Annotated in this window: 12 protein-coding genes and 1 pseudogene; all 13 read left to right on the forward strand. The window is 63.8% G+C overall.

What is annotated here, in order from left to right; translation table 11 throughout:
• Positions 1 to 344: pseudogene (locus G3N58_RS01595) on the forward strand (MFS transporter); the annotation flags it as partial.
• Between the two features lie 93 nt (positions 345 to 437).
• Positions 438 to 1,313, forward strand: coding sequence for a glyoxalase/bleomycin resistance/dioxygenase family protein (locus tag G3N58_RS01600; protein WP_167037119.1), 876 nt, complete (start codon positions 438 to 440; stop codon positions 1,311 to 1,313).
• A gap of 466 nt (positions 1,314 to 1,779) precedes the next feature.
• Positions 1,780 to 2,898, forward strand: a complete 1,119-nt coding sequence (locus G3N58_RS01605; RefSeq protein ID WP_205998329.1) for an iron-containing alcohol dehydrogenase — start codon at positions 1,780 to 1,782, stop codon at positions 2,896 to 2,898.
• A gap of 109 nt (positions 2,899 to 3,007) precedes the next feature.
• On the forward strand, positions 3,008 to 3,781 hold the full coding sequence (locus tag G3N58_RS01610) for an aldolase/citrate lyase family protein (RefSeq protein ID WP_167037124.1): 774 nt from the start codon (positions 3,008 to 3,010) through the stop codon (positions 3,779 to 3,781).
• Entirely contained in the window at positions 3,778 to 5,229 is a 1,452-nt protein-coding gene (gene leuC / locus G3N58_RS01615; RefSeq protein ID WP_167037127.1) for a 3-isopropylmalate dehydratase large subunit, read from the forward strand. The genes G3N58_RS01610 and leuC overlap by 4 nt, the downstream gene beginning before the upstream one ends.
• Complete coding sequence (gene leuD / locus G3N58_RS01620; RefSeq protein WP_167037130.1) at positions 5,226 to 5,849, forward strand: 3-isopropylmalate dehydratase small subunit; 624 nt, start codon at positions 5,226 to 5,228, stop codon at positions 5,847 to 5,849. Before leuC ends, leuD begins: the two co-directional genes overlap by 4 nt.
• A gap of 137 nt (positions 5,850 to 5,986) precedes the next feature.
• A complete protein-coding gene (locus G3N58_RS01625; protein ID WP_345889813.1) occupies positions 5,987 to 6,778 on the forward strand; it encodes an ABC transporter ATP-binding protein in 792 nt (263 codons plus the stop codon).
• Entirely contained in the window at positions 6,775 to 7,524 is a 750-nt protein-coding gene (locus G3N58_RS01630) for an ABC transporter permease (RefSeq protein WP_205192499.1), read from the forward strand. Before G3N58_RS01625 ends, G3N58_RS01630 begins: the two co-directional genes overlap by 4 nt.
• Positions 7,521 to 8,318: an ABC transporter permease subunit gene (locus G3N58_RS01635; protein WP_167037133.1), complete on the forward strand. Its 798-nt coding sequence runs from the start codon at positions 7,521 to 7,523 to the stop codon at positions 8,316 to 8,318. Before G3N58_RS01630 ends, G3N58_RS01635 begins: the two co-directional genes overlap by 4 nt.
• Positions 8,319 to 8,350: 32 nt before the next feature.
• Positions 8,351 to 9,361, forward strand: coding sequence for an ABC transporter substrate-binding protein (locus G3N58_RS01640; RefSeq protein WP_167037136.1), 1,011 nt, complete (start codon positions 8,351 to 8,353; stop codon positions 9,359 to 9,361).
• A gap of 102 nt (positions 9,362 to 9,463) precedes the next feature.
• Positions 9,464 to 10,468, forward strand: a complete 1,005-nt coding sequence (locus tag G3N58_RS01645; protein ID WP_205998330.1) for a LysR family transcriptional regulator — start codon at positions 9,464 to 9,466, stop codon at positions 10,466 to 10,468.
• A 536-nt stretch (positions 10,469 to 11,004) separates the two neighbouring features.
• On the forward strand, positions 11,005 to 13,341 hold the full coding sequence (gene pdxA / locus G3N58_RS01650; protein WP_205998331.1) for a 4-hydroxythreonine-4-phosphate dehydrogenase PdxA: 2,337 nt from the start codon (positions 11,005 to 11,007) through the stop codon (positions 13,339 to 13,341).
• A gap of 280 nt (positions 13,342 to 13,621) precedes the next feature.
• The gene (locus G3N58_RS01655) at positions 13,622 to 14,848 is read left to right on the forward strand and encodes a porin (RefSeq protein WP_205998332.1); all 1,227 of its coding nucleotides are present in this window, start codon (positions 13,622 to 13,624) and stop codon (positions 14,846 to 14,848) included.
• The last annotated feature ends 59 nt before the right edge of the window (positions 14,849 to 14,907 follow it).

Here is a 14,907-nt window from a genome sequence, read left to right on the forward strand (position 1 = left end):
TCGCGCTCTATGTGCAGAGCGATACCGCCGTGATCGCGGTGCTGTCGCTCGCGTTTTTCGGTCAGGGCATGGGCGGGCTCGGCTGGTCGATCATTCCCGATATCGCACCGAAGCGCCTGATGGGACTTACCGGCGGCATTTTCAATTTCACTGCGAACATCGCCGGCATCGTTACGCCGATCGTGATTGGCGCGATCGTCTCACTGACCGGTTCGTTCTACTGGGGGCTGATGTTTATCGGCGCGGTGGCGATACTGGGCGCGGCGTCGTACATCTTCATTCTCGGCGATATCAAGCGGATCGAATTGCCGGACGACCATAACGTAGCAAGAAAGGCAGCATGAGTCATGGATGCGTCGAACGTCGAGACGCATCCTGATTGAATGCATTCGTATTCCGCTTGTTACTTATCGTTCCCATCTTCCGAGGGCCATGCAATGAATCGCTTTGATTACGCGCGTGAGGACACCGGCAATCTCGTGCTGCTGGAGCATCTCAACCTCACGATACCGGACCAGCGCGCCGCGACCGCGTTCTATGTCAGCGGACTTGGACTGACGCGCGATCCCTATCTGATGACCGGCGTCACCAATATGTGGATCAACGTCGGCCGCTCGCAGATTCATCTGCCGCACGGCGACGCGCAGCGTCTGCGCGGGCATGTCGGACTGATCGTGGGCGAACGCCAATCGCTCGTCGAACGCCTGAGAGCCGTGCAACCCCTGCTCGACGGCACGGCGTTCGGATGGACCGAGCGGGACGACCGCGTAGAGGTGAATTGTCCGTGGGGAAACCGCTATGACTGCCTCGACCCGGAGACGTATCGGCAGAACGCCGCCGGGCCGGCCATCGATCTCGGCATGGCCTATGTGCAACTCGATGTACCGGCGGGTTGCGCGCGCCCGATTGCAGCTTTTTATCGCGAGATGTTCAACACCCCTGTCGAGCTTCTCGATGGCGGCGGGTTGCAGCAGGCGGTCATCGCGATCGGCACGCATCAGCAACTCATCTATGCCGAAACGCTCGAGGCCAACCCCGAATACGACGGTCATCATATCCAGGTCTATGTGAGCAACTTCTCCGGGCCGTACGCACGACTTGCCGAACGCGGGCTGGTCTATGGCGAGGAACCGCATCAGTATCGCTTCGCGACGCTGATCGATCCCGAGAGCGGTGCGGACTGCTTCAAGCTCGAACATGAAGTGCGTAGCCTGCATCATCCGCTTTATGCAAGACCGCTTGTGAACCGCAATCCGGATCAAGGCAACCGGAATTATCGAAAAGGCGGCGACCGGCGCAACGGCGTGTTTTAGTAAGCGCCGCTGCCGCAGTGACCAACTGCTCTTCGCAACCGTGACCGTATCCGGCACGATCGACGCAAGTTCATCCAATACCACCGGCTCGGCTCAAACAGGCTCATCCTGCACGACATGCCGTGGCTGTCGTGCAAACCCACGGCGCCGCAAGAACGCCCTCATCGGCGCCGGCGTGTCGCCATCCTCCCCACCCTCTCGACTCCTCCCTCACCCAGCTTGGCGCCGATTCGCCGGCGCTTCAGGCGCAGACCGCCGCCACTCGCCGAAATCACGAATTCCTCTTACAAAACATCAGCTTAAATTCGCCCCGACGAAATTTCACGGATCCCCGACACCCGTCAAAAAGTCTTCTTGCGCGAAAACTTATATTTAGTATAATCGTTTTCAAGGGATGAGAAGCGCGCCGCTGGCGCGACGAAGTGCGGGTCTGCCTATCCCTATCTACATGAGGGAATGAGCGTCCATGCCGATATCGTCGTCATCCATCACCCTGGTTCGTCCGCCGGTCATCGAGTTCGGGCCGGGCTCCGTCTCGAAGGTCGGGACATGGAACGGTAGCCGTTTCAAGCGCATCCTCGTCGTCGCCGACGCCTTCAATGCCCAGCGCGTCGACGTGCTCGGTCTGAGCGGCGCGGTCACGGTTTTTGCGGATGTCCGCCCCGAGCCCGATGTCGTCAATCTGGAAGCGCTGCTGGCCGTCGCGGAAGAGGTGCGGCCGGACCTGGTGGTCGGCTTCGGCGGCGGCAGCGCCATGGACCTCGCCAAGCTCGCCGCGGTTTTGCCGGGCAGCGGTCAAGGCATCGCCGACGTAGTGGGTGTCGAGCGGGTTCCGGGCAAGCGCGCCGCGCTCGTTCAGGTGCCGACCACCGCCGGGACCGGTAGCGAGACGGGAACGCGTTCGCTGGTGACGGACCCGCTCACGCAGAACAAGCTGGCCGTGCAAAGCAACCACATGCTGGCCGACCTCGCGGTCATCGATCCCGCCTTGACCCTGACCCTTCCCCCGCAAGTGACGGCAGTGACCGGCGTCGACGCCATGGCGCATTGCGTCGAGGCATTCACGAGCCGGCGCGCGCACGTCACCATCGACATGTGTGCGCTCGAAGGCGTGCGGCTCGTCGGGCGCTATCTCAAGCGGGCGGTGGCAGACGGCGCCGACATGGAGGCACGTTGCGGCCTGTCGCTGGCGTCGCTTTACGGCGGCTACTGTCTCGGTCCGGTCAATACGACTGCCGGGCACGCTGTCGCCTATCCGCTGGGGACGCGTTATCACGTCGCTCACGGCGCGGCGAACGCGCTGATCTTCCCGCACACGCTGGCCTTCAATGCCGACGCGGCGCCCGAAAAAACGGCCGCGGTCCTTGCCGCGCTAAACGCGCCGGAACGCGCCTCGGTCTTCGAGGCCGCCTATGAATTCTGCGTGGAACTCGGCTGCGAGATGAAGCTTTCGGGCTTCGCCGTGCCGCGCGACGATCTGCCCGCCATGGCGGAAGAAGCACACGCCATCCGGCGTCTGCTCGACAACAATCCACGCGACATCTCGCGTGACGACATCCTCGCCATCTACGAGGCGGCTTACTGACCAGGCTTGCTGAGCATTGCGCCACTGCGGCAAAACGCGGGGGCATATCGGCCATTTTTTAATACTTATACTAAATATAAGTAAAATATCCGTTGGAGGCGACGAAGCCGTGACGAGAACGACAGAAAAGAAACCATCCTTTATTGGCGAAATGCGCGCCGGCCGCCAGCAGATCGGCCTGCGCTCGCAGCTGTGCAGCCCGATCGCCGCCGAGGCGCTCGGCTTCAGCGGTTGCGACTACGTCTATATCGACATGGAGCATTCCCCCAACGATCTGATGTCGGTGCTGCAGCAGGCACAGGCCCTTGCGGGCACGCCAGCGCATGTCCTCGTGCGGCTTCCCAAGCTGGATTCGCTGCTGATCCAGCAGCTGCTCGATTTCGGCATCGAAAACATCGTCGTGCCGATGGTGGAGACCGTCGAGGAAGCGCAAATGGCCGTCGCGGCAACGCGCTATCCGCCGCATGGCGTGCGTAGCGTCGCCAAGGTCCATCGCGGCAACCACTACGCGGGCGGCAGCGATTATTTCGATGAAATCGATGCGCGCGTCTGCCTGATCGTCATGATCGAGACGCGGGCGGCCTTGGGCCGTATCGAAGAGATCGCAGCCGTGGACGGCGTGCACGGCGTGCTGATCGGCCCGGCCGATCTCGCCGCCGATCTCGGCCATGCGCGCGCATCCGGCCATGCCGATGTCATCGCGGCTATCACCGGCGCAATTCCGAAGATTCGCGCCGCCGGTGCGTTCGCTGGCATGTCCGCGGGCGACGGCGCCACCGGCCGGAAATGGCTGGCGGCCGGCTGCCAGTTCGTCTCGGTCGCGGGCGATATCCAGATGCTCGCCAGCCAGGCGCGGGCGATGGTCGAAGAGGCGTCGGCATGAAAGGCGCCCCCTCGCATCCGGCCGCGCCCCTGACCCTGTTCGAGAAGCTCTGGAACAGTCATGTGGTGGTCGTCTCGCCGCACGGCGAGGACCTGCTCTACGTCGATTTCAACATGATCAACGAGGGCGGCGCGTTCCTCGCGTTCGACCAGCTCCGGCTGGAAGGACGCAAGGCACGCCGGCCGACGCAGCAGATGGCCGTCACCGACCACTATCTGCCGACCATCAACCGGGCGGCCGGAACGGCCGGCATCGCCAATCCGGAAATCCGCCGCGTCGTCGAAATGCAGGCGGAAAACGCCCGAGACTTCGCCTTGCCGCATATCGACATGCATCACCGCATGCAGGGCATCATCCACGTGATCGCGCCGGAACTCGGCATCGCCCAGCCCGGCATGATGATTACCTGCAACGATTCCCACACGGCGACCAACGGCGCCTTCGGCCTGCTGGCATCGCCGATCGGCGCGTCGAACCAGTTGCGGCACGTCATCGCCACCCAGACGGTGTGGATGAGCCGCCCGAAGCCGATGCGCATCGTGATCGACGGCGAACTGCCGGACGGCGTGACGCCGAAGGACATCATTCTCAGCATCATTGCGCGCATCGGTGTGGGCGGCGCGGTCGGCCATGCCATCGAATATGCCGGCTCGACGATCCGCGCGATGTCGATGGAAGGCCGCATGACGATCTGCAACATGTCGGTCGAGGCTGGCGCCAAGATCGGACTGATCGCGCCCGACGACACCACCTTCGCCTATCTCGCAGGCCGCCCCAAGAGCCCGCAGGGTGACGCCTGGGACAAGGCGCTGGCGCACTGGCGCACGCTGCACAGCGACGAAGGCGCCGTCTTCGCCCGCGAACTGCACATCGACGTCTCGACGCTCGCACCGATGGTCAGCTGGGGAACGAGCCCGGAAGACTGTGCGCCGATCGACGGGACCGTGCCCGATCCGGCGGCCATCGCCGATGCCGACCGCCGCCGCCATGTCGAGCGCGCGCTCGAATATCTCGGTCTCGCGCCGCTGACGCCGCTACAGCAGATCCGCATCGATCGCGTTTTCATCGGCTCCTGCACCAACAGCCGCATCGAGGACCTGCGCAGCGCCGCCGCGGTTCTGAAGGGCCGCCGCTGCGTCGTTCCCGGCATGGTTTCGCCCGGCTCGTCGTCGGTCAAGCGCCAGGCCGAAGCCGAGGGGCTCGACCTCATTTTCAAGGCCGCCGGCCTGGAGTGGCGCGATTCCGGCTGCTCCATGTGCAACGGCTCCAACGGCGAACTGGTCGCGCCCGGCGAACGCTCGGCCTCGACCACCAACCGCAATTTCGAAGGCCGCCAGGGCCGCGATTCCCGAACCCATATCATGAGCCCCGCGATGGTTGCCGCCGCCGCCGTCGCCGGGCACCTGGCCGATGTCCGCAGCATGGCCGTCAAGGAGATAGCGTCATGAAGCCGTTCGTGACATTGACCGCAATCGCGGCGCCCGTGGAGATCGCCAAGATCGACACCGGCATGATCCTGCCGGGACGCTACATGCGCCGGCATCGCCGCCCCGGTCACGACTACAGTGAAGCCTTCCTGCACGATCTTCGCTTCGACGAAAAAGAGCAGCCGCGGGCCGACTTTTCGCTCAACCAGCCCGCCTATCAGCACTGCGAGATTCTCGTCACGGACGCCGATTTCGGCTGCGGCTCGTCGCGCGAGGGCGCCGCTTACGCGGTGCTCGATTTCGGCCTGCGCGCGCTCATCGGACCGAGCTTCGGCGATATCTTCTACGCAAACTGTCTGCAGAACGGCGTGCTGCCGATCGTGCTGCCCTACCCGGCGATCCATGCCCTGTGGCGGCAACTGCGCGCGACGCCGGGCGCGACGATCACCATCGACCTGCCCGCGCAATCGGTCATCGCGCCGGACGGATCGACGTTCGATTTCGAGATCAACGCCCTGCGCAAGCAGCGGCTGATCGACGGCGTCGACGATATCGACGTCACCCTCGGCCATATCGAGGCCATCAGAGCCTTCGAGGAGGCACGCCAGGCCGATATGCCATGGCTGCCGACATCCGGGTGACACCGGGCGTATCGCTCATATTCAATATCAGTCCCGCGACGACGTAACACGGTCGTCTCCGGGACGAAGAGAAGGAGGAGATTCCTTTGCTTACCAATCTTGACAATTCCGCTTCCGCGTCGACGCATCCCGCCATCGTGCGGCTGAACGACGTCAGCCAGGTTTTTCCGTCGCGCGGCGGTGCCCCTGCCGTCCACGCGATGGGTCCGATCACGCTCGATCTGCGCCAGGGCGAATTCTTCTCGATCGTCGGCCCGTCCGGCTGCGGCAAGTCCACGTTTCTGGAAGTGCTGGCTGGCCTCGCGACACCGACGGGCGGCGAAGTGCTGATGGACGGCAAGCGGGTCCAGGGCAGCATTCCCGACGGCGTGGGCGTGGTCTTCCAGGAAGACGCGAGCTTCCCCTGGCTGACGGTCTGGAAGAACATCACCTTCGGCCTGAAGCGCAACGGCGTCGATCCGAAGATCGCAGCGGAACGCGCCGAGCGGGCGCTGGCGCTGACCGGTCTCACCGCATTCCGCGATTCCTATCCGGCGCAGCTGTCCGGCGGCATGCGCCAGCGCGTCTGCATCGCGCGCACGCTGGTGATGGAGCCGCGCCTCATTCTCCTCGACGAACCCTTCGCCGCCCTCGACCAGCAGACGCGATTGCTGATGGGCGACGAGGTCCTCAACCTGTGGCGGGCGACCGGGGCGACCGTCGTCCTCATCACCCATGCGCTCGACGAGGCGGCCATGCTGTCCGACCGCGTCGGCGTGATGTCGGCGCGGCCCGGCCGGTTTATCGAAATCATCGAAACGGGCTGGAGCCGCGAGCGCGACAGCCGGATCGCCTCGTCGGACAAGTTCGGCACCTTGACGGCACATCTCTGGTCGTTGCTGCGCGAGGAATCGATCCGCGCCAGCCAGTATGCGAAGGCGAAATCATGACACTCGGACGCATCAGACTACTTGTCGTCGTGCTGTGCGTCATCGCGCTCGAGATCGTCTGCCGTACGGGCCTGATCGACAGCTATACGCTCATTCCACCGAGCAAGATGGCGGTGGCGCTGTTTCACCTGCTGCGCGACGGCAGCCTGACCGCGGAGATCGTCGCGACCTTGGGCGCCGTTCTCATCGCCATCGTCGGCGCGGTGATCTTCGGCATTCTCGGGGCGGTGATCCTGCATGCCCTGCCCCGCCTGCGGCGCGCGATCGACCCGGTTCTGTCGATCTACTATTCGATCCCGATGTTCGTGTTCTATCCGTTGTTCATCGCCCTCTTCGGCCTGACGGATACGCCGAAAGTGCTGCTGGGCTTCCTGCTTGCCGTCGTTACCATGATCGCCAGCACGCTCAACGGGCTCGACCGCGTTCCCAAGGTGATGCGCAAGACGGCCAGGGTGTTTCGCCTGAGCAAATGGAGCACGGTGCGCGAGGTCATTCTTCCCTCGGCCGCCCCGCACATATTCAACGGCGTCAAGCTGGCGATCGCGCAGGCGTTCGTCGGCGTGCTCGGCGCCGAATTCATCCTGTCGACTGGCGGCCTCGGCTACCAGATCTTTTACGCGTTCCACGACTTCGACAACAACAAGATGTACGCGATCGTTCTGCTGGTGCTGATCATCGTGTCGATCGTCAATACGATCCTTCTTGGCTGGGAACGTCGCTTGCGCCAACGCAGAGGGCTCGCATGAACATCATCGGCAACTTCAATACGATCGACGGCACGGCCAGGCCCTCGATGTGGAAACAGCATCAACGTTCCTTCGACCTGCTGATGATCGCCGTGGCGTTCGTCGTGCTCTGGCAGGTTTTCTTCCAGATCGGCGGATCGGTCGCGCTTGCCTCGCCGTGGCAGGCGACGCGCACCGCCATCGCCATGCTCGGCTCGGCGGATTTCTGGGGCGACATCCGTACGACGTTCTCCGCCTTCGGCTTCTCGGTCGTCATCGAGGCGGTGCTCGGAATACTGCTCGGCGCGATCCTCGGTCTGCGGCGGCTGACCGGCGATGTGGTGGAGCCGATGATCGCCGGCCTCTATTCGATTCCGAAGCTGATGTTCTTCCCGATGATTACGCTGTTCTTCGGCATCGGCATCAGCTCGGAAGTCGCCTTCGGGGTCCTGCACGGCATCATCCCGATCATTCTTTTCACGATGAGCGCCGTGCGCAACATCAAGCCCGTCTATCTGAAAAGCGCCCGCACGATGGGCCTGTCGACGACGCAGACCCTGTTTTCCATCGCCTTGCCGGCAGCCATCCCGGAAATCTTCACGGGTTTGCGCATCGGCATTTCGGGCGCCCTGATCGGCGTGATCCTTTGCGAGATGTTCGGCTCCAGCAAGGGCGTCGGTTTTCGCCTGATGAACGCCGTGGCGAACAATGTCGTGACCGACATTTCCGCGATCACGCTGATCCTGATCGTGTTCGCCGCGGTTCTCAGCGGCGTGTTGATGAAGCTGGACGAGCGTTTGCATCACCGGATCTGAGCTAACCCAAACAGCAGAATGGAGAAGTGACAATGAAAGCAAATACAAGGAGACGCGGACTGTGGTCCGTCGTGGTCGCCGCAGCACTGACGTGCGGCGTGATGAGCACACCGGCGTCGAGCGTCGAGATCGCCGCCACGAATTACGGCAGCTCCGTCATCGGCATGCCGTGGGCGATCGCGCTGGCAAAGGGTTATTTCAAGGACGCCGGCGTCGACGTTTCGGCCGTGATCGGCTCGCCCGGTGGCAGCACCGAGGTGCGTAACCTGATCGCCGGCGATCTGCCCTACGCCGACAGCGCGCTGATTCCGACGCTGAAGGCGATCAAGAACGGCTCCGATCTCCGGATCATCAGCGACAACACCCAGACCTCGGCGCAGTTCGTCTGGCTGGTCAAGCCCAATTCCCCGATCAAGACCCTGGCCGATCTGAAGGGCAAGCGCATCTCCTTCACGACCCCGCTGAGCACGAGCCAGTCGCTGGACTTCCTGCTGGTCGAGAAAGCCGGTCTGAAGCCCTCGGATGTCAAGCTGATTTCGACGGGCGCATACGGCGCGGCGCTGACCGCGCTGCAAAACGGCGGCATCGACCTCGCGCTCGTGTCGGAGCCGACGTACACGATGAACAAAAACACGTTCAAGCCGCTCTTCTGGTCGCGCGATCTTTTTTCGGCGGTCAACACCTCGGTCGGCGTGACCTCCGTCAAGACGATCAAGGAGCATCCGGACATGCTCAGGGGCATCATCGCGGCGCGCCGGCGGGCGGTGAATTTCATCAAGACCAATCGCGATGAATCGGTAGCCATCATCGCCAAGGTCTACAAGATGGACCCCAACGTCGTGAGAGCGATGCTCGCCGAACTGGTCGACCGTCCGTCTGCCGACGGCTCGGTCTTCTTCGGCCAGGGCGACATCAACCCGAAGGGTCTCGACGCGCTTGTCGACCTCTCGCAGAAGACCGGCGACCTGAAGGAGAAAGTCGACTGGCGCGACTACGTCGACCAGAGTTTTCTGCCCGCCGACCTGCAGCGCAAGCTGAAGTAGGCCACGGTTCGACGCATCCTGAGCAGTTGAAAACATGAGAAAATCCCGGCGCGGCGGGCGAGCCCGGCGCGCGGGTCCAACTGGAAGTGGAGAGCCTCGACATTGAACACCCCGAAAGTGCCGCGTTCTTCATCGACGGACGGATTGTTTGGCGACAAGATCAATTTGCATCGGCTTGCGATCTTCGTTTCGGTTGCCGAAACGGGCAGCATGAGCGCGGCGGCCGAGAAATTCGGCCTTTCGCAGCCGGCCGTTTCGCAAGCCATCGTCAAGCTCGAGGAAGCAAGCGGCATCGATCTGTTCGATCGCTCGATCCGGCCTCCGGTCCTGACACTGCGAGGGGCCGCCTTCCTCAAGCAGGCTTCCGCGGTCGTGGAAAGCATCCGGCGGCTGCAAAGCAGTTTGCGCCTCGACAACGCGGCGCAACTGCCTATCCTGCGCGTCGGCATGCTCAACAGCTTCGCCACGACCCTCGGCCCGTTCATGCTCAAGAGCCTGCAGGAAACGGCGGTGCAGTGGTTCGTGGACACCGGCTACGAAGCTTCGCGAATCATCGCGCTCCTCGATCGCCGCTGCGATTTCGTGATTACGGCCGACGATGCGCCGCCTCCGCAAGGGTTGATCGCGTTGCCGGTCTTCTCCGAGTCCTACCGCATCATCCTGCCCGACGAACCTGAGAAGGCGCACATACCGGTTCTCGAACGCATCGCCGGCATGAGCATGATCCGCTTCGGCCGCGATCCCCATATGCTGTCCAGCATCGATCGCTGGCTGGCCGCAGCCGGTATCGAGACCTCGACCCGCTATCACCTGGATACGGTCGAAGGGGCGGCGCAGATGGTCGTCTCGGGGCTCGGCTGGAGCCTGCTGCCGCCGCTCGCGTTCTTCCGTCTGATCGAGCGCGGCGACCGCATAACCTCCGTGCGCTTTCCGGGCGTTCCGATCCGCCGTACGATCGTGGTCGTCGCGCGCGAAGACGAAGGCGCAAGCATTGCCAAGCGGATACAGCAGACTGCGCTCGGTCTGATCAACGACATCTTCCTGCCGAGCCTGCGGCAAAATCAGCCTGACGCGCTCGAGGATATCGAGGTCTACGACGGCAAATGAGCGAGTCGCGCGCCGTGGTGTACGGCCCCGGCGAGGCATTGGATCGCGCGCCCGCCGCCATTGTCATTCCGTCGGCCGGCCAGCGTCGCGCGAACTTCCGCGATTGAGCCGCGACCACGCTGCCCGGCAACCTGCCCCGCTCCGGTAACTGGACCGCACGCTGTTTGTCTCTCCACAGCAAACGTGCAAACGCCCGTCAAAACCCCCTCAAATTGATCGATTCAATCATTTCAAGGGTTTTCCCTCGGTTGATTTGAGCATTTCGATCAAATAAGATGACTTAAACGGTCAATATTCGACCAGACAGGGGCCGCAACGCAACCCGAACTGACCGAATCAATCAGGCAATCTCGCTGGAAGCGATCAGGACAGGCAGGAGCATCGCGATGCCTCGTCCGTTGCACACCGCGATCGGCGCGCATGCCTGACGCAGCGTCGCCCTGCACGGTTTGCCCCACACCTCGCCCGTGTCCGCGAACAGCCGGAAGGGCTCGGCACCGAACGCACTCCGCAAGACCGCAATCGAAACTCACGACATGAACACCGCCGCCCCCCGCAACGAGCGCCTGCTGATACTCGGAGACGACCTCTCCGGCACGGCCGACTGCGCCGTGAAGTGCACGCATCATGGCCTCGCGAGCGTGGTCTGTCTGAACGCCGCGGCGACGCCCGGCATCGCGGCCACAACCGACGTACTCGCGATCGACACCGACACCCGCCGCGCCGCGCCCGCCGAGGCGGCGAGTGCGAATGCGCAGGCGTGGCGCGCACACGGCGCCGGGCGACGGCTCTACAAGAAAATCGATTCGACGCTGCGCGGCAACGTTGCCGCGGAAGTGGCCGCGCTCGCGGCCCACGCGGGCATGGCGATCGTCGCGCCCGCGCTGCCCGAGGCTGGGCGCACCACGCGCAACGGCTGTCTCCTCGTGCACGGCGTGCCCGTCGAAGCAACGGAAGTCTGGCGCAACGAAGGCATCGGCGGCACCGGCCATCTGCCGTCGATGCTCACGGACGCCGGCCTGAAAGTCGCGCACATCGATCTGCAAGCCGTGCGCGAAGGAGCGGCGCCGTTGCGCGCGCGTCTCGAAGCCTTGCGCGCCGCGCAGTGTCAAGCCGTGGTCTGCGACAGCGAAACCGATGCGGACCTCGCCGTGCTCGCGCAGGCCTCGGCCGCGCTCGATGGCGTGTTCTGGGTCGGCTCGGCCGGACTCGCACAAACTTTGATCGCCACGTTGGCCGACGGGAACGGGCAGCGCAGCGTCATGCCCACCACGCCCGCTGTGCCCGTCACGACCGCGCAACACCCGCGTGGTGTGCTGGTGGTCGTCGGCAGCATGTCGGGCGTCTCGCACAAACAGGTCGCCACACTGCGTGCAAACACGGGCGACACCTTCGATGTCTTCGATGTCTTCGATGTCGACGTCGTTGCGCTGCTCGATCCGCTGCACGCCGAATCGCTGACGCTGGGCACGCGCGTGGCGCACACGCTCACGCACGGCCGCCACGCGGTGATCGCATTGAGCCAGGCCGAGCGCGTGCCGGTTGCCGATGGCGAACTGCTCGCGCGCCGGCTCGCGGCGCACCTCGCCCCCGCCGCTGCACATGCCGCGGCGCTGATCGCCACGGGCGGCGAAACGGCACGCGCGCTGCTCGCCGCCATGGGCATCGCGAAGCTGCGCGTGATCGAAGAAATCGAAAACGGCGTGCCGCTCATGGCCGCCGCCGAAGCGGCTCACACGCTGCCCGTCGTCACCAAAGCGGGCGGCTTCGGGGGCCCCGATACCCTTTATCGCGCATGGCAGCGGCTCGCCGCCATGACGCAAGCGGACGCGCAAGCGCCGCGCCAACCCTGCGAAGAGGAAACCATGGACTATCGTCCCGTAATCGGCATCACGATGGGCGATGCCGCCGGCGTGGGCCCGGAAATCATCATGAAGAGCCTCGCGCACCAGTCGGTGTACGACGGCTGCCGCCCGCTCGTGATCGGCGACGCAAAGCGGCTCGTCGACGCCGGACGGCGCACGAACGTCACGCTCGAAGTGCGCCCGATCAAGGCCCCCGCCGAAGCGCGCTTCCAGCCCGGCGTGGTCGATTGCATCGACCTCGGCCTGATTCCCGAATCGATGCCCTATGGCCAGCTTTCCGCCGTCGCCGGCGACGCCGCCTATCAGTACATCGCGCGCGCGGCCGAGCTGACCTCGGCGGGCGAGCTCGACGCGATCTGCACCGCGCCGCTCAACAAGGAAGCGCTCCATGCGGGCGGCCACATCTTCCCCGGTCACACGGAAATGCTCGCGCACCTCACGGGCATCCCCGAAGTCTCGATGATGCTCGTCGCCCCCAAGCTGCGCGTGATTCACGTAACGACGCATATCGGCCTGCTCGACGCGATCCGCAAGATCGAGCCGGGCCTCGTGCAACGCACGATCGAGCGCGCGCACGAAACGCTGCTGCGCGCGGGCATCGAACAGCCGCGCATCGGCGTATGTGGCATCAACCCGCATGCCGGCGAAAACGGCCTGTTCGGCTATGGCGAGGAAGAGGAAAAGATCATGCCGGCGGTGGCCGTGCTGCGCGAGCGCGGCTGGGACGTGGAAGGCCCGCTGCCCGCCGACACGCTGTTCTTCCGCGCGGGCCGCGGCGACTTCGACGTGGTCGTGGCGATGTATCACGACCAGGGCCACGGCCCCGTGAAGGTGATGGGCCTCGAAGCCGGCGTGAACGTGACCGTGGGGCTGCCGGTGATCCGCACCTCGGTCGATCACGGCACGGCATTCGATATCGCCGGCAAGGGCATCGCCGACGAACGCAGCATGCTCGAAGCGCTGAAGCAGGCACAAGACCTCGCCACGCGCCGCGCGGACCGCCAGTAACGGCCAGTAACGAACGGTTCGCGAACGCCGGCTTCCGGGTGTCCGGTCGATGACCGGAGTCGGCGCAACGGCAATCGGTAGAGCCGGTTTCGTGAGATCGGGCAAGGCATCAAACGGATGATCTGCCTGGGAGCGGCGCGAATTTTCGCCGCTCTCAGGGTATTTCAATTTGCATCCCTAACCGTATGGGAGGAAGCCGAAGCAATCCCCTGATGGTGTTGGCGTTTCAATTCTGGCGATACATGGCATCGCACTAATTAGAAATACTGGAGGAATGGAGATGAAGCAATACAACCCGCTCAAGCTCGCTGTCGCCGCCGTGGCGGTGATGATCGCAGTGCCGGCATTCGCGCAAAGCAGCGTGACGCTGTACGGTGTCGTCGATACAGGGATCGGCTATTTGAGCAACTCGAGCAGTCTGGGCGCAGTAAGCGGCGGCCGCTCGAAGGTCTACATGAATCAGGGCGTCTGGTCAGGCAGTCTGTTCGGCTTGACGGGCTCCGAAGATCTGGGCGATGGCACGAAGACCATCTTCAAGCTGGAAGGCGGCTACAACAGCGCAACGGGCGCCCAGCAGTTTGCGAACACGCTCTTCGGCCGCCAGGCCTATGTGGGACTGACGAACAATCGCTACGGTACGTTGACCGCCGGCCGTCAGTACACGTCGTATTTCCAGCTGCTTCAGCCGTACAGCTCACCCAACTGGCTGAGCGGCGGATTCGGCGCACACCCCGGGGATATCGACGGGCTCGATAAAAGCTTCCGCATCAACAACAATTTTGTCTATACGTCGCCGAGCTTCGCGGGCCTGAAGGTGAGCGGCTCGTACGGGCTCGGCGGTGTCGCGGGTGCCACGGGCAGCGGGCAGACCTGGAGCGTCGCGGCTCAGTACGCACAGGGGCCGTTCGGCATTGCGACCGGATTCATGCGCGTCAACAATTCGACCGTGAACGGCGGTGCATGGGGCGCCAACTCCACTGCGCTCAGCGGTGGCGCGCAACCGGCGGTGTCGGCGATCAACTATGGCTATGCGACCGCGGCCAATCAGCAGCGCTTCGCCGTGACGAGCGGCTACACCTTCAGCCCGGTGTTCGATATCTCGGCTTCGTACTCCAACGTGCAGTACCTGCCCGGTATCGCGTCCGCCTTCCACGACAAGGCCATCTTCAATACGGGTGGCATCGTGCTGCACTGGAAGGCACTTCCGGCCCTCGATCTCGCAGCGGGCTATAGCTATACGGCGGCGACCAAGGCGAACGGCATCAGCGACGCGGCCAGTTATCAGCAGTTCAATCTGACGCAGTTCTATTCGTTGTCCAAGCGAACCGGTCTCTATGCGCTCGAGGCTTATCAGCGTGCAGGTGGCAAGACATTGACGCCGAATGCAGCCGGCACGAAAACCAGCATCATCGACGCGACGGCCTCGATTGGGGACGGTCAGAACAACACGCCGTCGTCGTCGCGCAATCAGATAGCGATCATCCTCGGTATCGATATGAAATTCTGACGCACGATTCAGGCAGGCAGCAGGCATCCGGTCATACGCATCGCGGGATGCCTGCCTCG

It is taken from the genome of Paraburkholderia sp. Ac-20342, from assembly GCF_017104985.1.
Lineage (GTDB): Bacteria > Pseudomonadota > Gammaproteobacteria > Burkholderiales > Burkholderiaceae > Paraburkholderia.